This is a genomic window from Pseudomonas neuropathica, assembly GCF_051174785.1.
GTDB lineage: Bacteria > Pseudomonadota > Gammaproteobacteria > Pseudomonadales > Pseudomonadaceae > Aquipseudomonas > Aquipseudomonas neuropathica_A.
Genome location: NZ_CP195111.1, coordinates 1,496,834 through 1,516,350 on the forward strand (window position 1 = coordinate 1,496,834; position 19,517 = coordinate 1,516,350).

18 protein-coding genes are annotated in these 19,517 nt (G+C 60.8%); 6 read left to right on the plus strand and 12 right to left on the minus strand.

Going from position 1 to position 19,517, the window contains the following annotated elements; translation table 11 throughout:
• The first annotated feature begins 126 nt into the window (after positions 1 to 126).
• Both ACRRSD_RS06770 and ACRRSD_RS06775 read left to right on the plus strand, forming a co-directional pair.
• Positions 127 to 1,608, plus strand: a complete 1,482-nt coding sequence (locus ACRRSD_RS06770) for a methyl-accepting chemotaxis protein (RefSeq protein ID WP_435037587.1) — start codon at positions 127 to 129, stop codon at positions 1,606 to 1,608.
• A 213-nt stretch (positions 1,609 to 1,821) separates the two neighbouring features.
• Positions 1,822 to 2,187, plus strand: a complete 366-nt coding sequence (locus tag ACRRSD_RS06775; RefSeq protein ID WP_034155260.1) for a terminase — start codon at positions 1,822 to 1,824, stop codon at positions 2,185 to 2,187.
• A gap of 1 nt (position 2,188) precedes the next feature.
• Here the strand turns inward: ACRRSD_RS06775 and ACRRSD_RS06780 are convergent, their stop codons facing one another.
• The 3 genes from ACRRSD_RS06780 to ACRRSD_RS06790 form a co-directional block, all read right to left on the minus strand.
• Entirely contained in the window at positions 2,189 to 2,983 is a 795-nt protein-coding gene (locus ACRRSD_RS06780; protein WP_435037588.1) for an acyl-CoA thioesterase, read from the minus strand.
• A gap of 234 nt (positions 2,984 to 3,217) precedes the next feature.
• Positions 3,218 to 3,982: a CHAD domain-containing protein gene (locus ACRRSD_RS06785; RefSeq protein ID WP_435037589.1), complete on the minus strand. Its 765-nt coding sequence runs from the start codon at positions 3,980 to 3,982 to the stop codon at positions 3,218 to 3,220.
• A gap of 79 nt (positions 3,983 to 4,061) precedes the next feature.
• On the minus strand, positions 4,062 to 4,340 hold the full coding sequence (locus ACRRSD_RS06790) for a hypothetical protein (RefSeq protein ID WP_016770894.1): 279 nt from the start codon (positions 4,338 to 4,340) through the stop codon (positions 4,062 to 4,064).
• 216 nt (positions 4,341 to 4,556) lie between these two features.
• On the opposite strand from ACRRSD_RS06790, the gene ACRRSD_RS06795 reads away from it, so the two are divergent.
• Positions 4,557 to 5,594, plus strand: coding sequence for a patatin-like phospholipase family protein (locus tag ACRRSD_RS06795; RefSeq protein WP_150793023.1), 1,038 nt, complete (start codon positions 4,557 to 4,559; stop codon positions 5,592 to 5,594).
• Positions 5,595 to 5,713: 119 nt separating this feature from the next.
• Here ACRRSD_RS06795 and ACRRSD_RS06800 read toward each other — a convergent pair whose 3' ends face one another.
• From ACRRSD_RS06800 to kdpF, 6 genes are all read right to left on the minus strand, one after another.
• A complete protein-coding gene (locus ACRRSD_RS06800) occupies positions 5,714 to 6,409 on the minus strand; it encodes a response regulator (protein ID WP_127929259.1) in 696 nt (231 codons plus the stop codon).
• A 48-nt stretch (positions 6,410 to 6,457) separates the two neighbouring features.
• A complete protein-coding gene (locus ACRRSD_RS06805; RefSeq protein WP_435037590.1) occupies positions 6,458 to 9,109 on the minus strand; it encodes a DUF4118 domain-containing protein in 2,652 nt (883 codons plus the stop codon).
• A gap of 130 nt (positions 9,110 to 9,239) precedes the next feature.
• Positions 9,240 to 9,785 carry a potassium-transporting ATPase subunit KdpC gene (gene kdpC / locus ACRRSD_RS06810; protein WP_435037591.1) on the minus strand — a complete coding sequence of 182 codons (546 nt, stop codon included), beginning with the start codon at positions 9,783 to 9,785 and terminating at the stop codon, positions 9,240 to 9,242.
• A gap of 456 nt (positions 9,786 to 10,241) precedes the next feature.
• Complete coding sequence (gene kdpB / locus ACRRSD_RS06815; protein ID WP_435037592.1) at positions 10,242 to 12,305, minus strand: potassium-transporting ATPase subunit KdpB; 2,064 nt, start codon at positions 12,303 to 12,305, stop codon at positions 10,242 to 10,244.
• A gap of 10 nt (positions 12,306 to 12,315) precedes the next feature.
• Entirely contained in the window at positions 12,316 to 14,010 is a 1,695-nt protein-coding gene (gene kdpA / locus ACRRSD_RS06820; RefSeq protein ID WP_122597149.1) for a potassium-transporting ATPase subunit KdpA, read from the minus strand.
• A gap of 8 nt (positions 14,011 to 14,018) precedes the next feature.
• The gene (kdpF, locus tag ACRRSD_RS06825; RefSeq protein WP_007899818.1) at positions 14,019 to 14,108 is read right to left on the minus strand and encodes a K(+)-transporting ATPase subunit F; all 90 of its coding nucleotides are present in this window, start codon (positions 14,106 to 14,108) and stop codon (positions 14,019 to 14,021) included.
• Positions 14,109 to 14,507: 399 nt separating this feature from the next.
• Between kdpF and eat the strand changes: the two genes are divergently transcribed.
• The 3 genes from eat (at position 14,508) to ACRRSD_RS06840 (ending at position 16,861) form a co-directional block, all read left to right on the plus strand.
• A complete protein-coding gene (eat, locus tag ACRRSD_RS06830; protein WP_110720399.1) occupies positions 14,508 to 15,872 on the plus strand; it encodes an ethanolamine permease in 1,365 nt (454 codons plus the stop codon).
• A gap of 129 nt (positions 15,873 to 16,001) precedes the next feature.
• Positions 16,002 to 16,169: a DUF2897 family protein gene (locus ACRRSD_RS06835; protein WP_095120497.1), complete on the plus strand. Its 168-nt coding sequence runs from the start codon at positions 16,002 to 16,004 to the stop codon at positions 16,167 to 16,169.
• Between the two features lie 137 nt (positions 16,170 to 16,306).
• Positions 16,307 to 16,861 carry a TetR/AcrR family transcriptional regulator gene (locus ACRRSD_RS06840; protein WP_038364332.1) on the plus strand — a complete coding sequence of 185 codons (555 nt, stop codon included), beginning with the start codon at positions 16,307 to 16,309 and terminating at the stop codon, positions 16,859 to 16,861.
• Here ACRRSD_RS06840 and fabF read toward each other — a convergent pair.
• The 3 genes from fabF to ACRRSD_RS06855 form a co-directional block, all read right to left on the minus strand.
• Positions 16,858 to 18,132 carry a beta-ketoacyl-ACP synthase II gene (fabF, locus tag ACRRSD_RS06845; protein WP_435037593.1) on the minus strand — a complete coding sequence of 425 codons (1,275 nt, stop codon included), beginning with the start codon at positions 18,130 to 18,132 and terminating at the stop codon, positions 16,858 to 16,860. The two genes, ACRRSD_RS06840 and fabF, sit on opposite strands and share 4 nt — an antisense overlap.
• 22 nt (positions 18,133 to 18,154) lie before the next feature.
• On the minus strand, positions 18,155 to 18,958 hold the full coding sequence (locus tag ACRRSD_RS06850) for an SDR family NAD(P)-dependent oxidoreductase (RefSeq protein ID WP_212621346.1): 804 nt from the start codon (positions 18,956 to 18,958) through the stop codon (positions 18,155 to 18,157).
• Between the two features lie 214 nt (positions 18,959 to 19,172).
• Positions 19,173 to 19,508 (minus strand): ComEA family DNA-binding protein, encoded by a 336-nt coding sequence (locus ACRRSD_RS06855; RefSeq protein WP_435037594.1) that lies wholly within the window; start codon positions 19,506 to 19,508, stop codon positions 19,173 to 19,175.
• Positions 19,509 to 19,517: the final 9 nt, after the last annotated feature.

Sequence of the window (19,517 nt, forward strand, 5' to 3'; positions counted from 1 at the left end):
GCGAGCAGGCTCGCTCCCACAGGGGGGCGATGTGTTCTGTTGATGTGCATCAAGATCCGCAGATCTGCATAGCGGCACAATAATGGCACCTTGCCAAAACTGTTTCCGCTATCAGAGAAGACCTCCATGGGTGCCTGGCTTAGCAATATCTCGCTGAAATACAAATTCTGGGCGGTCAATGCGGTCGCCTTCGTCACTACCCTGCTGCTGGTGCTGTACGCCGTGCAGCTCGAACAACAGGCGCGCAGTCACGCATCACAGGCATCGGCGCAAGCCCAGGCGCAACTGCTCAAGGCCTGGCCGGCCGGGCAGCCGCTGCCGAAGGCTGATCAAGTGCTGACCTTCAAACGCGGTGAGGCACCGCGCCTGAACGATCAACCCTTGCTGGAAATCACTGAAAGCGACGGCTGGAATGCGATCAATCACCTGCCGCTGTTCGGCGAAAATCCGTTGATGGGTGCCGAGCTGTTCAGTCGTGCCGATGGCCAGCAGGTTGCGGTCATTGCCTACGGCCCGAGCCTGAGTCAGGTGTTCAGCGAGCGTTTCGCCAATTACGCGGTGGCGGTGTTCATCCTGATGTTCGCCATGCTGTGTGCCTCGCAACTCTTGATCCGCTTCCTGCTCAGCCAGCTCAATACGCTGAAAGATGTGATGCTGCACGTTGAGAAAAGCGGCGATCTCTCGGCTCGTGTACCGCTGGCCGGCAAAGATGAGGTCGGGCAGATGGCCAATGCGTTCAACGCGATGCAGGCCGGTTATCAGCGCGTCGTCACCACGGTGGCCAACACCGCACGGCAACTGGATGTCGGCGCGGCACGGCTGGCGTCGAGTATGAACGAGGTGCGCCACGGCATGCTCGGTCAGCAGAGCGAAACCGATCAGGCCGCTACCGCGATCAATGAAATGACCGCCACGGTTTATCACATCGCCCAACACGCCGGCGCTACCCGCGACCTGTCGCAGACCGCCGATGGTCTCGCCGGCAGCGGTCAGCAAGTGGTCGCGCGCGTGCAGCATTCGATTGCCGGGTTATCCAGCGGCGTGCAGCAGACGGCCGAGATGATTCAACGGCTGGCCGAAGACAGTCAGAAGATCAACGGCGTGGTCAGCGTGATTCACAGCATTGCCGAGCAGACCAACCTGCTGGCGCTGAATGCTGCCATCGAAGCCGCCCGCGCCGGCGAGATGGGCCGGGGATTTGCGGTGGTCGCCGATGAAGTGCGTAACCTCGCCAAACGCGTGCAGACCTCGACCGACGAGATCACCACCATGGTCTCGGCCTTGCAGGCTGGCACCCGCGACGCGGTGGATTTTATGCAGGAGAGTTCGTACAAGGCCGACGATTGCGTGCAGCAGGCGCAAGAGGCCGGCGAGGCGCTGGCGGAGATCACCGGAGCGGTGGCGCAGATGCGTGAGAGCAATACGCAGATTGCCGTGGCGGCGGAGCAGCAAAGCCAGGTCGCCGAAGAGATGAACCGGGCGGTGGTGAGTATTCGTGATGTGACCGAGAACACGGTGCAGCAGACTGTGGATTCGGCGACGACCAGTAATGAGCTGGCGACATTGGCCGGGGAACTCAACAAGGCTATTGGTCAGTTGAAACTCTGAAGGCCCTTTCGCGAGCAAGCTCGCTCCCACATTGGATCTAGGGCGCTCATAAATCCTCTGTGGGAGCGAGCTTGCTCGCGAAGGCGTCAGCCCATTCAGCATCGAATCCGACGATGACGCCTATCGCTTCAATAGCCAACCTTGATTCGCCGCCCTCCGCGCCCGGGCCTATTCTTCAACCAAGAGTTCAACATGGATCGAGGAGTAGAAAACATGGGCAAACGTCACCCCAACCTTCCCGCGTGGCAATGGCGCGCGTACCCGGGCAATCATCAGCATCCGACCAATCTGGTGTTGCACCTGATTGCCGTGCCGTTGTTTATCGTCGCGTTTCTGCTGATCGTCTCCGGGGTGTTCAGCCTGAGTCTGGCCAGCGTCGCCATCGGCGTGATTGGCATCATCGCGGCGCTGGGTTTGCAGCGCCACGGCCACAGCCTGGAGGCGCAAGCCTCCGAGCCGTTCAGTGATCGAAAAGATGCAGTGTCGCGTTTACTGGTCGAGCAGTTCCTGACCTTCCCGCGCTTCTTCCTCAGCGGCGGCTGGTGGCGCGCCTGGCGTGAGCGCCACCGTCGGCATTAAGTCAGGCGAAGATCGTCACGGTCTGGCGACTCATCGCAATCAACTCGCCTTCTGAGCTCCACAGCTTGGCGGCCACATGGCCGTAGCCGTCGGCGGCGTACTCGATATCGGCCAGATATTGGCACCAGTCCAGTGTGCTCAAGTCGCGTAGCGGCTGAACGAATTCGATGGTCCAGGTCAGCGTGCTGCCCGGTGCAGGCTTCTTCAGATACGGCAACAACGCGGGTGGCCACGCATCCACCAAGGCCAGCAGATGCGCCTCGTTGACCGGTTCTTCTTTGACATCCCCACGCAAGCGCACCCAGCCTCCCATCAACCGCGATTGATTGCCGGTGAACGGCATCCCACCGACACTCCAACGCATCGCCAGATGACGCATGAACTCCGGGGTTACGCCTTTGATATACGGCAACTCCTGGCATTCGTCCCAATGTTTCATAGACGGCGCCGGATACGCTTCGACTGCCACCTCCGATGGCCGCGAAGCGCCAAAACTGCCTTGGACGATGGTCACCACCTGGCCATTCTGCATCGCCCGGCCCATGACCTGGCTGACGGCTTTGCCTTCGCGCAGTACGTCCACTTCGAAACGCACCGGGACTTCGGGTTCGACAGGACCGACAAAGGTGATCGCCAGCGAACGCACCGGGCGATCCGCTGGCACTTGCGCACGCATGGCTTCGTATTGCAGCGCCGCCACCAAGCCACCGAAACTGGCGCGACCCTGGCCCCATTCGGCAGGAATGGTCAGTTCCGGTTGGCGGCGGACCGCCTCGAGCAGATCGCTAAAGCGCATGGCAACCTCAGAAAACGAGAAAGGAATGCAGCGATCTTAACCAGAGCTGCACAGCGCCGCAGCGTCTATTCCGGTCAAATGGGCTGACAGAAAGGCCTTAGCGTATTTCAAATACAGACACAAAACCCTGTAGGAGCTGCCGAAGGCTGCGATCTTTTGATTTTGATTTTTAACAACAAGATCAAAAGATCGCAGCCTTCGGCAGCTCCTACAGGGGCTATCGCGGGGCTAAGGTTATTTGAAACAGGCTGAACTGAGTTTTTCCAGTACTCGATCAGCCTTGCTTTCGGCTTTGATCATGGTCGTCTGCCAAGTGGCGACGCACGGTTGAAGGTCCGTCTCAAGCTCCGCCTTTGCCAGCCACTGCCAGCAATCGTGCCAGTCACCCAGCGCACCTTGGGCTGACTTCAATCGCGCCAGCGCCGCTTCGGGCAAGCGATCCAGTTCAGGATAGGCTTCGATGCCGTAGCGCACGCGCTTGATCAGCAAGCGCAGGCGATGACGGTCGTGAGCGGGATCGTGCAGCGCCTCGTCGAGTTTCTGCCATTGCTTGCCGAGGCGTTTTTCGATGCGTTTGTCCAAGCCTTTGAGCAAGCCCTGACGCTGGGAAGCGCGCAGGAATCGCGGGAAAGCGTCGAGAATCATCAGCAGCGAAGCCACTTCGGCACTCGCCGCCAGCGCCGGATAAGCCTCGGCCATCTGCGCCATGCGGCGTTGCGCGGCTTCGGGCTGATCATGCGCGAGCAGGTACGCCGCCAACACCTCGCGATCGCGCCACGGGGTGGTCAATTGGCCGACTGCCGAAGCGGCGTCTTCCAGTTGCTCGACACCCGGCAAACCACGCAATGGCCGCAACAGGCTGCGCAAGCGCCGCACCGTAGTGCGCAGATCGTGCAGCGCTTCGGGGTCGGTACGTGCCGTCAATCGCGCCTGACAGGCCAGCAGCCGCACCTCCAGACTCAGGACATGAGCCACCAACCGGTCAACCAACGCAGACATCACTTGCTCCTGATTCAAATGGCTCTGTAGAACATGCTGCCGCCCAGTGAACGCAGCGTCCTTGCTTCACGTCAGCAGCTTAGCGGCCAGCGCGGGATTCGCGAATGTAGAAACGCGCCTTCTCGGCTTTCTTGCTGCAACCTTCGAAACCCTCGAATTGTTGCTGGGTCTTGGCGGCGGTCAGCAGCGACAACGCTTTGGAGTAGCTGACAGTGCCGGCAAAGCCTTCGGCCTTGGCCAGATCCAGCTCATGCCAGGCCGCGTCGAGCTGGCTGCCGCAGCTGTCGCGATAAGCGGTTTTACCGGCGCAACCGGCCAATACCAAGGCCATCAACGGCACACAGATCCAGGCTTTCATCACTCACACCTCAAAATAGGTCAACAGTCGTGCAGGTAAGACGGTAAGGCTTGGAAAAAGTGCCTTGCCGGCGGGTGAAACCGCGCAACTGAGAAGGATAGCGCCGAAGAGTCATGCAGTATCGAAAAAACGACGTCACCGGCGCACTCAACGACCTAGGCGATTGAGCCAGCCCGGCGATGGGTGCATTGTGGAACCTTGTCGGGAGGAAGCTGGATGAAAAAACGAGTCGCACTGGTGCTGGGCTCCGGTGGCGCCCGGGGCTATGCCCATATCGGGGTCATTGAAGAGATCGAACGACGTGGTTACGACATCGCCTGCATTGCCGGGTGTTCGATGGGCGCGGTGGTCGGCGGGATCTACGCCGCCGGCAAACTCGACGTTTACAAGAACTGGATCGAAAGCCTCGATTACCTCGACGTCTTGCGCCTGGTCGACGTGAGTTTTCGCCTCGGTGCGATTCGCGGCGAAAAGGTCTTCGGCCAGATCCGCAAGATCGTCGGCGAGATCAACATCGAAGACTTGCGCATCCCCTACACCGCCGTCGCCGCGGACCTCACCAATCAACAGGAAATCTGGTTTCAGGAAGGCTGTCTGCATCAGGCGATGCGCGCCTCGGCGGCGATTCCCAGCCTGTTCACCCCGGTGATGCAGGGCAATCGCATGCTGGTCGATGGCGGCATTCTCAACCCGTTGCCGATCGTGCCGGTGGTGTCGAGCCACTGTGATCTGATCATCGCGGTCAATCTCAACTCGACCAACCAGCGTCACTACAAATTGCCGGTGATCCAGCGCCCCGCCGCATTCCGCTCACGCTTTGACAACCTGATCAGATCGCTGGGGTCGAAGATGCCGTTCCGCCGGACACAGGCCGAGCAACTGTTGCGGCTCGAGCAAGAAGCGCTGCGCGCCGAAGCAGCAGACATCAACCCTTGGCTGGAAGGCGCCGAGCCGGAGAGTCAGCAACCGGCCGCCGCGCCCGAGCGTGAAGGCGCACCGAAATCGGCGACCGGTTCGTTCATCATCGACAACGTCGGGCCGGCCTCGTTGCTGGACTTGATCAACCAGAGTTTCGAGGTGATGCAGACCTCGCTGGCGCAATACAAGATCGCCGGGTATCCGCCGGATATCCTGATCAACGTGCCGAAGCGGGTGTGCCGGTTTTTCGAGTTTTACAAGGCGCCCGAATTGATCGCGTTGGGGCGCGAGATTGCGCGGGATACGCTGGATCGGTATGAGAGTGAGCAGGGTTGATCGGGCCTGATTTCTCGGGTGTGTTTGATGACATCTTCGCGAGCAGGCTCGCTCCCACAGGGGATTTGTGAACGACGCAGATCCAGTGTGGGAGCGAGCCTGCTCGCGAAGAGGCCAGATCAGCCAACATCACTCAACAGACGATAGCCAACCCCGGCTTCAGTAACAATAAACCGCGGCCGCGTCGGATCATCCGCGAGTTTCTGGCGCAAATGCCCCACCACAATCCGCAGATAATGGCTGTCCTCGGTGTGGGTCGGCCCCCAGATATCCTTGAGCAATTGCTGCTGGGTAATCACCCGCCCAGGATGCCGCGCCAGTTGCGCCAGCACCGCGTATTCCTTGCGGGTCAGCGCCACTTCGACGCCATCGAGCAGCACCCGCCGATAGGCCAGATCCACGGTCAACGGGCCGAAACTCAACGCTGCCTGCTGCGCCTCCCCCGCCGGTGCCTGACGCAACAAAGCGCGGACCCGCGCGAGAAATTCCTGAATGCCAAAGGGCTTGGTCACGTAGTCATTGGCGCCGCCGTCCAGCGCCTGGACTTTCTGCCCTTCGCTGGCACGCACCGACAACACCAGCACCGGCGCCGTGGCCCATTCGCGAAACTCGCGCAGCACTTGCTGGCCGTCCATGTCCGGCAGGCCTAAATCGAGCACCAGCAAATCCGGTTTGTTCAGCGCCGCTTGCGCCAGACCCTCGGCACCGGTGCCGGCCTCGAGCACTTTGTAGCCTTGGGAAGCGAGGCTGATGCGCAGGAACTTGCGAATCTGCGGTTCGTCGTCGATGACCAAAATGGTCGCGGTCTGGCTCATGAATTCACATCAACACAAATGATTGGCAAGAGAGTAGCGCAGTCGGCTTCAGCCTTCATCGTCCATCCCCGGTTGCGTCTGCAACGGCAAGTGCAAGGTGATGCAAGTGCCGCGTCCGTCGATGCCGTCGGCGACACTGATGCGACCGCCGTGTGCACCGACCATGCCCTGACAGATCGCCAGGCCCAGGCCGGTGCCCTGGCCGCCGCGATCGCCCCGGGCAGCGGTGTAGAACATATCGAAAATCTTCGCCCGTTCATCCTCGGGGATCCCCGGGCCCTCGTCGCTGACCGAGAAGAAAATCTCTTGGTCATTCGCTCCCGCGTTCAGCTCCAAACGGCCGTGAATGGGCGAGAAGCGCGCAGCGTTTTCCAGCACATTGACCAACGCCTGCTCGATCAACGCCGCATGCACGAACAGCAACGGCAACGCCGCCGGCACATCGGTGCTGACCTGCAACGGCGCCAGCACTGCGCGCAGACGATTGAGCGAACTGCCGACGATGTCGGCCGGCGACACCCAGTCCCGCGCCAGCTTCAGCGCACCGTGGCCGAGCCGGGTCATGTCGAGCAGATTCTGGATGTAGCGGTCGAGGCGTTCGGCTTCGTCGCGGGTGCCTTCGAGCAACTCGCGACGGTCCTCCAGCGGGATCGCTTCGCCGAGGGCCAACAGACTGTCGATGCTGCCGCGCATGGCGGTCAGCGGCGTGCGCAAGTCGTGGGACACCGACGCCAGCAAGGCGCTGCGCAATTGTTCGGTCTCACCGTGCAGGCGCGCGGCTTCCAGATCATCGGCCAACTGCGCGCGCGCCAGCGCCTGGGCGAGCGGCTGACTCAACGCGGTGAGCAAGCGGCGACGCTGGCCACTCAAGGTCTGGCCTTCTTTGGCGCAGACACCGAGCAGCGCCAGCGGCCCGTCCTCGACCGACAGCGGCCACCACCACCAGCGTCCAAACGGCAGCGTGCCAGTGCCCATACCTGCCGGTTGATCGTGTTGCCAGGCCCAGTCGGCGGCGGCGCGTTCGGACTCGGTAAACTCCAGCGGCCCGCCGGTCTCGACTTTCCAGCCGCCCTGGCCGTCGCGATTGAGCAGGCACAGTTGCAGATCGCTCCAGCCGTTGAGGTGTTGCGCGGCGGCGCTGACCACCGCTTGGCGATCGGTGGCGGCGGTGAGTTTGCGCGACAGATCGAGCAGTTCGCTGGTCTCCTCCTGGGTGTCGCGCAACGCCTGCAACTGCCGACGCTGACGCGCCGCGAGATTACCGGTGAGCGCCGCCATCAGCAGGAAAAACAGCAAGGTCAACACGTCTTCTTCGCGCTGAATGCTGAAGGAAAAATTCGGCGGGATGAACAGAAAGTCGTAGGTCAGAAACGATAGCGCCGCACAGGCCAGCGCCGGGCCGAGACTGCTGCGCACCGCCACCAGCAACACGGCTGCAAGAAACACCAGCGAGATATTCGGCAACGGCAACACACTCGACACCGCCCACGCCAAAGCACTGGCCAACACCGTGGCGACCAGCGCCAGCGCATAGTCGAACCACACCAGCGTCAGCGGGTTTCGCGGGCGCGACTGCGGGTGTTCATGATCGTTGTCGAGGACGTTGATTTCCAGCCCATGGGCCTGACGCAACAGACGCGCCGCCAAGCCACCGCCGAACAGTCGACGACGCCAACTAGGCCGAGACTGGCCGACCAACACCAGACTCGCACGGCGCTCGGCAGCATGCTGGACCAAGGTTTTCGCCACTTCACCGGCGCGCAATAAAACCACTTCCCCCCCGAGGCGCTCCGCCAATTGCTGAGCGCTTTGCAGACGCAGGCGCGATTGCTCGTCGCGCACGCTGCCGTTGTCGACGTGCACCAGACTCCACGGCAGATGCCGGCGCTGAGCGACGCGACTGGCGTGGCGCACCAGGCGTTCGGCTTGCGCATCACCATCAACGCCGACCAGTAATCGGCCACGTACCGCCGGCGCGGCCTGACCGAGCTGGCGATAGCCTTGGGCGAGATCGTTATCGACCTGCGCGGCAGCCGTTTGCATCGCCAGTTCGCGCAATGCGGTGAGGTTGGTCTGGGTGAAAAACGCATCGATCGCGGCGCGCGCCTGCTCGGGCACGTAGACCTTGCCTTCGCGCAAGCGCTCGAGCAATTCGCGCGGCGGCAGGTCGATCAGCAGCAGTTCGTAGGCTTCTTGCAGCACCCAGTCCGGCAGGGTTTCGCGCACCTGCACACCGGTGATGCCGCGCACCTGATCGTTGAGGCTTTCCAGGTGCTGGACGTTGACCGTGGTGAACACGTCGATACCGGCGGCGAGCAATTCCTGAATGTCTTGCCAACGCTTGGTGTGACGGCTGCCGGGCGCATTGCTGTGGGCGAGTTCATCCACCAGCACAAGCTTCGGCTTGGCCGCGAGAATGCCGTCGAGGTCCATTTCTTCGAGCATCACGCCACGATATTCCGAGCGCACCAACGGTTGCTGCGGCAGGCCGCCGAGCAGCGCTTCGGTTTCAGCGCGGCCGTGGGTTTCGACGACGCCCGCAATAACTTTCACGCCTTGGCGCAGTTGTGTGTGCGCAGCCTGAAGCATGGCGTAGGTCTTGCCGACACCGGGGGCGGCGCCAAGAAAAACCTTGAGCCGGCCACGGCCGTCACGGGGCAGGTCTGCTAACAGCGCGTCGGCGCGGCCGGAGTCGCTCATGCTTGAAGTTCTCTCTTGCTGATAGTTATGCGGTGTTCTTTCGGCCCTATTCGCGAGCAGGCTCGCTCCCACAAGGAGTATGCATTCCACTGTGGAAGCGAGCCTGCTCGCGAATGGCCGCGCCGCTGATTCAGAGTTTTTCCAGCGCCATATTCAGCTCAAGCACATTCACCACCGGCGGCCCCACCAGCGGCTGTTCGATATGCGCATCGAGCAGTTGCTGCAGAGTCGATACCGGCAGATTTCGCGCTGCCGAGACACGCGCCAGTTGATAGGCAATTGCGGCCGGTGGCAAGTGCGGATCGAGGCCGCTGCCGGAGGTGGTCAGCAGGGCCAATGGCACCGGGCCCTGGCCGGGCACCTGCAGTTTGTTGGCGTCATCGATCACCCGCGTGGCGAGTGCCGGATTGCTCGGCGCCAGGTTGCTCGCGCTGCTGGAAACGGTAGCAAACGTACCGGCGGAGGGACGTGGGTGAAACCACGCATCGCCGACGAAATCCTGGGCGATCAGCGACGAGCCACGGACTTTGCCATCGGCGTCATGCACCAGGCTGCCGTTGGCTTGAGCGGGGAATGCGACTTGCGCGACACCGGTTACCACCAGTGGATAGGCGACGCCGGTGACCAGGGTCATCAGCACCAGCAGGCTCAGGGCCGGACGTATCATTGTGGACATTGCAAGATCCTCGAATTCGTTGGGCAAACTTTGGTGGGGTGTCAGGGAGATCTTTTCCCCCTCACCCCAGCCCTCTCCCCCAAGGGGGCGAGGGGGAAAGGGAGCCGATTTATGTGCTTTTCAAAACCTGGGTTCGGCTCGGTATCTCAAGTTTGTGAAGCTCTGATAAACCACTCGGTCAGTCCCCTCTCCCCCATGTCGCTAAGGAGAAAGGGAGCCGATTTATGTGCTTTTCAAAACCTGGGTTCGGCTCGGTATCTCAAGTTTGTGAAGCTCTGATAAACCACTCGGTCAGTCCCCTCTCCCCCATATCGCTTAGGAGAAAGGGAGACGATTTATGTGCTTTTCAAAACCTGGGTTCGGCTCGGTATCTCAGGTCGGTGCAACTCTCGTAAACACCTCGGTCAGTCCCCTCTCCCTCCGGGAGAGGGTTAGGGTGAGGGGCTCTTTTCCGCCTCACACCAGATGCATCGCCGTAAGCAACATGTCGATCGCCTTGATCCCCACAAACGGCACCAGAATCCCGCCCAGTCCATAGATCAACAGATTGCGCCGCAGCAACGCCGCCGCACTCGCCGCCTGCACCCTTACACCACGCAGCGCCAGCGGAATCAGCACAACGATGATCAAGGCGTTGAAGACAATGGCCGAAAGAATCGCGCTCTGCGGACTGGTCAGCTGCATGATGTTGAGCACGCCCAGTTGCGGATAAATCGAGGCAAACAGCGCCGGCAAAATCGCGAAGTATTTGGCCACATCGTTGGCGATGGAAAAGGTCGTCAGCGCACCACGGGTCACCAGCAATTCCTTGCCGATCTGCACCACGTCGAGCAGCTTGGTCGGATCGCTGTCGAGGTCGACCATGTTCGCCGCTTCGCGGGCAGCCTGGGTGCCGTCGTTCATCGCCATGCCGACGTCAGCCTGGGCCAGCGCCGGGGCATCGTTGGCGCCGTCGCCGCACATCGCCACCAGACGACCGTCGTTCTGCTCATGACGAATGCGCGCGAGTTTTTTCTCCGGCGTGGCTTCGGCGAGGACGTCATCGACGCCTGCTTCAGCGGCGATGGCGGCGGCAGTCAGCGGGTTGTCGCCGGTGACCATCACGGTGCGAATGCCCAGTTTGCGCAGTTCGGCAAAGCGCTCGCGGATGCCCGGTTTGACCACGTCCTTGAGGTGGATCGCGCCGAGCAATTTGCCGTCGGCACAGACCAGCAACGGGGTGCCGCCACTCTGCGCGATCTTGTCGATTTCCCGCGACAACGCCGGAGCCAGATCCGAGCGTTTCTGGCCGAGGAAACTCAGCAGCGAATCCACCGCGCCTTTGCGGTAGACACGACCCTGATAGTCGACACCGGACAAACGGGTTTCAGCGCTGAACGGTACGGCGGTCAGGGTTTCCAGCGCCGGCTCAGGCTGCGGATGCAGACCGCGCAGGTATTCAACGATAGATTTACCTTCAGCGGTTTCGTCGGCCAGCGAAGCGAACAACGCACCTTCGGACAGTTCACGACCATTCACACCGGGCGCGGCATACACCGCGCTGCAACGACGGTTACCGAAGGTGATGGTGCCGGTCTTGTCCAGCAGCAGCACATGCACGTCACCCGCTGCTTCCACCGCTCGGCCGGATTTGGCGATCACGTTGAGGCGAACGAGACGATCCATCCCGGCAATACCGATCGCCGACAGCAGACCGCCAATGGTGGTCGGGATCAACGTAACCAGCAGCGCCACCAGAAACACCAGCGGCAGGCTGCCGTTGGCGAAATGAGCGAACGGTTGCAGGGTCACCACCACCAGCAGAAAGATCAACGTCAGGCCGATCAGCAGAATATCCAGTGCTACTTCGTTGGGCGTCTTCTGGCGTTTGGCGCCTTCGACCAGCGCGATCATGCGGTCGAGCGTCGACTCACCGGGGTTGGCGGTGATCTGCACCAGCAACCAGTCGGACACCAGTCGCGTGTTGCCTGTGACAGCCGAGCGGTCGCCGCCGGATTCGCGAATCACCGGCGCCGATTCACCGGTGATCGCCGCTTCGTTGACTGCCGCGATGCCTTCGATGACCTCGCCGTCACCGGGGATCATTTCCCCTGCTTCGACGCGCACCACATCGCCCTTGCGCAGACTTGCCGCCGGCACTACCTGAAAGCTGCCGTTGGCCTGTTTGCGCCGTGCGCTGAGGCCTTCGCTGCCGGCCTTGAGGCTATCGGCGCGGGCCTTGCCGCGACCTTCGGCCAAGGCTTCGGCGAAGTTGGCGAACAGCACGGTGAACCACAGCCACAGGGCAATTTGCGCGGCGACGAAGGCCGGTACATCAGCATCGGGAATGAAGCACAGCACGGTGGTGAAGATCGCCGTCAGTTCGACCACCAGCATCACTGGCGAACGCTTCAGTTGCCGAGGGTCGAGCTTGACGAAGGCTTGCAGCAGCGCCGGACGCCACAGGGCCGATATCGCGGTTTTCGGTGCCTCTGCCGACTGGGTCGGCGCTGCAGGTTTTGCAGGAACATGCATATTCATGATGGATTCCTTAGAAGCCCATACTTAAATGTTCGGCGATCGGGCCGAGCGCCAGTGTCGGCAGAAAGGTCAGGCCGCCCACCAACAAAATGGTCACGGTCAACAGGGTCACGAACAGCGGGCCGTGAGTCGGGAAGCTGTTCTGCCCGATCGGTGCGGTTTTCTTCATCGCCAGGCTGCCGGCCAGGGCCAGAACCGGCAGGATGTAACCGAAGCGGCCGATCAACATGCCCAGACCGAGCATCAGGTTGTGGAACGGTGTGTTCGCGCTCAGGCCACCGAACGCCGAACCGTTGTTGGCACTGGCGGAGGTGTAGGCATAAAGCAACTGGCTGAAACCGTGCGGGCCAGGGTTGCTGATGGTCGCCGCAGCACTGGGAACCGCTGCGGCAATCGCACCGAGGACCAGCACGCCAACCGGCATCACCAGCAGGGTCACCACCAGCAATTGCACTTCCCGCGCCTGGAGTTTCTTGCCGAGGTATTCCGGGGTTCGACCAATCATCAGACCGGCGAGGAACACCGCGATCAGCACGTTGAGCAACATGCCGTAGAGCCCGGCGCCGACGCCGCCGAAGATCACTTCGCCAACCATCATGTTGACCAGTGCAACCATGCCGCTGAGCGGGTTGAGGCTGTCGTGCATGCCGTTGACCGAGCCGTTCGAGGCTGCCGTCGTCGTCACCGACCACAGCACCGTGGCGGTGGTGCCGAAGCGCGCTTCCTTACCTTCCAGCGGCGCGGTCTGTTCAACCGCAGCGTTGTTCAGCGTCGGGTTCGGCTGATACTCGGCCCACAGCGACGTCGCGCCGCCGATCAGGAACAGCGCGAGCATGCAGGCGATGATCGCGCGGCTCTGACGCAGGTCCTTGACGTAGTGGCCAAAGGTGAATACCAGCGCCACCGGGATCAGAATGATCGAAGCGACTTCGAACAGGTTGCTCCACGCCGTCGGGTTCTCGAACGGATGCGCCGAGTTGACGCCGAAGAAGCCGCCACCGTTGGTGCCCAGTTGTTTGATCGCAATCTGACTGGCGGCCGGGCCGAGCGGGATCACTTGATCAACGCCCTGCATCGTCACTGCGTTCACATACTGCGCGAAAGTTTGTGGCACGCCCTGCCAGACCAGATACAGCGCCAGCAACAGGCACAGCGGCAGCAAGCCGTAGAGGGTGGCGCGGGTCATGTCGACCCAAAAGTTGCCGAGGGTTTTCGTCGATTTGCGGCCGATGCCACGGCACAACGCAACCAGCACGGCGAGGCCGGTGGCGGCGCTGACGAAGTTCTGCACGGTGAGGCCGACCATCTGGCTCAGGTAGCTGAGGGTCGCTTCACCGCTGTAGGACTGCCAGTTGGTATTGGTCATGAAACTGACCGCGGTGTTGAACGCCTGGGTCCATTCCTGGCCCGGCAGGTTCTGCGGATTCAGCGGCAAGTGATCCTGGAACAACAGGATCGCGAACAGCAGCAGGAAACCGGCGAGGTTAAACGCCAGGAGCGCCAGCGTGTACTTCTGCCAGCTCTGTTCCGCCTGTGGATCGACCCCGGCGATGCGGTAGCAACCGCGCTCGACCGGGCCGAGAACCGGCGTCAGCCAAGTGCGCTGGCCTTCCATCACCTTGTAGTAGAAGCGCCCGAGGAACGGCGCCGGCAGCAAGACCAGCGCAAAAAACGCGAGGATCAGCCAATAGTCATAACTGTGCATAGCCGCTCCTAGTTCCGATCCGCGCGCAACAGCGCAACCAACAGATAAATGAACAGCCCCACTGCCAATAGCAGTGACACCCCGTCCAGAACGCTCATGGAAGATCTCCGTGTTACGGCGTATTGCCGTGTGTGCAGGCATTGTCGGAAAGGAGGCTGTAAAGGAACGAGAGCGAGGGTGTTGGCTGTGCATAAAGAAAGCGTAAAGAGTGGGTTTATGCGGGCGTTACAGCAGGTTTTTGCGCCGTCAGGCCGGGCCTCTTCGCGAGCAGGCTCGCTCCCACAATTTGAAATGCATTCCCCTGTGGGAGCGAGCCCGCTCGCGAAGACGGCATAACCGCCAACATCGCACCCAACTGGCGCACAAAAAACGCTCATCCAGCCGCGAACATCCCCGATACGACAGCTTTCAACTCATTACGACTTGTTTCAGCGCAATGGCACGCCCACTGCAAATGCCCTTCCCCGAGCTTTCCAAACCGTTCAGGGAGCAAACGCATGAACACACAACTCAAACCCACGCTGGGCACCTTGCATCTGTGGGGTATCGCCGTCGGGCTGGTGATTTCCGGGGAGTACTTCGGCTGGAGTTACGGCTGGGGCGTGGCCGGAACACTGGGCTTCCTGGTGACCTCGTTCATGGTCGCGACCATGTACACATGCTTTATCTTCAGTTTCACCGAACTCACCACCGCGATTCCCCATGCGGGTGGGCCGTTTGCCTACAGCCGTCGCGCCTTCGGTGAAAAAGGTGGATTGATTGCAGGCCTGGCGACGTTGATCGAATTCGTTTTCGCTCCGCCGGCCATAGCCCTGGCAATTGGCGCGTACCTCAATGTGCAGTTTCCGGCGCTCGACCCGAAACACGCAGCAGTCGGCGCCTATATCGTCTTTATGGGCTTGAACATCCTCGGTGTGAAACTGGCGGCTACTTTCGAGCTGATTGTTTGCGTGCTGGCCGTTGCCGAGTTGCTGGTGTTCATGGGTGTGGTCGCGCCGGCGTTCAGCTTCAGCAACTTCGCCCTCAATGGCTGGGCGGGATCGGATGTGTTTGGCGCGCCAGCGATTGCCGGGATGTTCGCGGCGATTCCGTTTGCGATCTGGTTCTTCCTCGCCATCGAAGGCGCGGCGATGGCCGCCGAGGAAGCCAAGGATCCGAAGCGCACGATTCCCAAGGCCTACATCAGCGGCATTCTGACCCTGGTGTTGCTGGCGATGGGAGTGATGTTCTTTGCCGGCGGCGTTGGCGACTGGCGTACCCTGGCCAACATCAACGACCCGCTACCGCAAGCGATGAAAACCGTGGTCGGCGACAACTCCGGCTGGCTGCACATGCTGGTGTGGATCGGCCTGTTCGGCCTGGTGGCGAGTTTCCACGGGATCATTCTCGGCTACTCACGTCAGTTCTTTGCCCTCGCCCGCGCCGGTTATCTTCCGGCCTCGCTGGCGAAACTCTCGCGTTTCCAGACGCCGCACCGCGCAATCATTGTCGGCGGCATCATTGGCATTGCCGCGATTTACAGCGACGGTCTGATCAATCTTGGCGGCATGACCCTCACCGCCGCGATGATCACCATGGCCGTGTTCGGTGCGATCGTGATGTACATCATGAGCATGCTCAGCCTGTTCAAACTGCGTAAATCGGAACCGAATCTGGAGCGTACTTTCCGCGCGCCGTGCTATCCGCTGATTCCGCTGATTGCTTTGGTGCTGGCGGTGGTGTGTCTGGTGGCGATGGCCTGGTTCAACGCGCTGATCGGCTTGATTTTCCTCGGCTTCATGGCAGTCGGTTTCGGTTACTTCCTGCTTACCGGACAGCTGCGTGCCGACGCGCCGGCCGATGCGATGCTGACGGGCAATTGAGGGATTTCGGGTGTATCGGGTACAAGCGGCCTAGAATGGAACCACTGCGAGTTCACTTCGCTCAAAAGTGGTATGCAGCGTTGCACGGCGAAATCCTCGTCCGTCGACCTGCCATTAAGGAGAGCCGTTATGCCTTGGTATGCCTGGTTGATTCTGGTCGTTGCAATCGGCTCGATCGTGGGGGGATTGATGATGTTGCGCGACACCGCCAACAAGGTCGATCTGACCGATGAAGAACGCAAGCGCGTTGCCCAACGCAATGCCGAAGCGGACGCCAAAGACGCCCAAGACCGTTGAACACAACCCCGCCTGATCGGCGGGGTTTGTGCTTTTTATAGCCATTGGACCTATCCGCACGCTTTTAAGAAGTAGAAGTACAGTCACCATCTAATTTTCCTTGGTTAAGATGGGGATATTGTTGCGGAGAGTTCCAGATGCGTTATTCGCAGGACCATAAAGCCCAGACCCATCAGCGCATCATCAAGGAGGCTTCGGCACGCTTTCGCAAGGACGGAATCGGCGCTACCGGTCTGCAACCCCTAATGAAAGCGCTGGGTCTGACCCATGGCGGTTTCTACTCACATTTCAAATCCAAGGACGAGTTGGTGGAGAAGGCTTTGCAAGAGGCCGGCAATCAGGTCGACGGGTTATGTGCCGAGATTTTTTCCCAGGATAATCCGCTTGATGCCTTCATCGAGACGTACCTGTCCGAATGGCATCAAACGTCGCCCCATGAAGGCTGCCCGTTACTGACCATTTCTTCGGAGCTGGGCCTGCGCGGCCAACCCAGTCCCACCAGTGACGTGGTCCTCAATGCACGACTGGAGCAGATCGAGAACAGCCTCGAAGGCGAAAACAGCGCTGACCGCGCCATCGTCATCATGTCGACACTGGTCGGTGCGCTGCTGCTGTCACGCAGCGTCGCGGATGCCGAGTTTGCGCAACGCATCCTCGATGTCACCCGCGATCACCTCAAGAACCGCGACTAAACCTGCCAGCGTTTGAACAACACGCTGGCATTGACCCCGCCGAACCCGAAACCGTTGGACAGTGCATATTCGATCGACATTTGCCGCGCCTGGCCATGGACAATATCCACGCCTGCGCTCGCTGGATCCGGATTGTCGAAATTCAGCGTCGGCGGTACCACCTGATCACGAATCGCGAGCAGCGTGAAGATCGCTTCAAGCCCGCCGGCAGCGCCGAGCAAATGCCCAGTGGCGGACTTGGTCGAGGTCACGGCGATTTTATTCTGCGTACCGAACAACGCTTTGATCGCCGCCAGTTCGCCGAGATCGCCCACCGGGGTCGAGGTTGCGTGAGCGTTGAGGTGCTGCACCTGATCCGGCTCGATACCTGCCTGCGCCAGTGCCAGCGTCATCGCCCGCCGCGCACCACTGCCGTCTTCCGGCCCGGCGGTCAGGTGGTAGGCATCGGCCGTGGTGCCGTAGCCGACCAGTTCCGCCAACGGCTTCGCGCCTCGGGCCAAGGCATGCTCCAGGGATTCGATCACTAACAGGCCAGCGCCCTCGCCCATCACGAAACCGTCACGACCGCTGTCGAACGGTCGAGACGCGCGCTCGGGGGTGTCGTTGTAACCGCTCGACAGTGCACGTGCTGCCGCAAAACCGGCGAGACTGACGCGGTCGATGCAAGCTTCCGCGCCGCCACACACGGCAATATCCGCTTCGCCCGCACGGATCAATCGCGCCGCGTCGCCAATCGCCTGAACGCCCGCAGCACACGCTGTCACTGGTGCGCCCAAAGGACCTTTGAGGCCGTGTTGAATGGACACGTGGCCTGCCGCGAGATTGACCAGAAAAGACGGAATGGTAAACGGTGACAAACGCCGAGGACCGCGACTGTCGGTCGTGCGCACAGCGTCGGCAATCGCGCCGAAACCACCGACACCGGAGCCGATGATTGTCGCGGTACGCTCCTGGCTTTTGCTTTCAGATGGGTGCCAGTCAGCCTGCTCCAGCGCCTGCCGGGCAGCCTCCATGGCGAACAGAATGAAGCGGTCCATTTTCTTCTGTTCTTTGGGTGGCGTGGCGCGATCCGGATCGAAACCTGCCTCAGCGTCCTCTTCCAGTGTCGGCACCGCGCCGCCGACTCGTGTCGGCAAATCAGCAACCACTGCTTCAGGCAGGTTGCGCAGACCGGAACGCCCGGCCAGCAAACGCTGCCATACGACTTCGAGATCGCTGCCCAAGGGTGAAACCAGGCCCATGCCCGTGACGACTATTCGACGCGAATCCATACCGTGGTGACCTCTGATCAATTCAATTGCCGGACTTGTAGCGTTGGGCTGCGGAACTGCGGGAAAGGTTCGGCGCCATGACATGGCGAGCCGCAACAAAGGCGTGCCACTCGCCTGCATCAGGCAGCGAAGGAATGGTGATCAACTCGCCCTGATCAAGACCGGCCAGCGCCGCATCGACCATCTCGCCTGCGTCCATGACCATTTCTGCCGGAATGCCACTGGCGTCAATACCGGAGCGCTCCCAGATTTCGGTGCGAGTCACGCCCGGCAGCACGGCCTGGATCTGCACGCCGGTGCCTTCGAGTTCAGTGTTCAGCGACTGCGTCAGGCTCAGTACATAAGCTTTGCTGGCGCTGTAGGTGGCGTTGAAGCGCTCCGGAAACAACGCCACCACCGAGGCGATATTGATGATCGTGCCACGTCCCGCCTTGGCGAAACTGGCGGCGGCCGCCGAAGCCAGGCGTGTGACGGCGGTGATGTTCAACTGGATCAGGCGCTCCAACTGGTCCATGTCGGCGTTGGCCAGCAATCCGTCCGACGCCACACCGGCGTTATTGACCAGCAAGCTGATGCTGGAATCGCTGCGCAGGCGTTGTTCGAGTTTGAGTACGTCATCCTTTTGCGTGAGATCGGCCTTGAGCACTTCAACCTGAACGCCATGGGCATCACGCAACTGGCTCGCAGCACTCTCCAGACGATCCTTGTCACGGGCAACCAGCAGCAGATCAAAACCACGCGCCGCGAGGCGTTGAGCGTAGATCGCACCAATACCCGACGAAGCGCCGGTGACGAGAGCGGTACCTTTGGATTGTGCGGAATTCATTTGAATGCTCCAGGAATGCTTGATGGAAACGTGTCATTGAGTCATGTCAGCTCAACGATCCGGCAAATTATTATAGGCATAATCTCCAAGCAATATGATAGCCATAATTTTCAGTCCTCCGATGAGTAACGTCTTCACCGCAATCACGTGCCGTGGACTGCATCAAACAAAAAAGGCCGGTCAATGACCGGCCCCTTGGCGCAGAACTATCAGCTTAGTTGACTTCCAGCTTGTCGCGATTGCGATCCAGGATCGCCTTGCCAATACCCTTCACTTCCAGCAATTCATCGACCGACGCAAACGGCCCGTTTGTTTCACGATACGTAACAATCGCTTTGGCCTTGGCCTCACCGACTCCAGCCAGTTCCTTTTGCAGCGTCGCCGCGTCGGCACCGTTGAGATCGACTTTTGCGCTTTGGGAAGGTGCCGCTGTATCCATGACCAAAGGCGCTTTAGGCGACTCCGCTGGCGCAACAGGTGCGGCAATAGCGGCGATCGAGGCGCTGGTGAGGAAAGCAAAAATCAGAGAATAGAAGTAACCGGTACGCATTAGTGACGC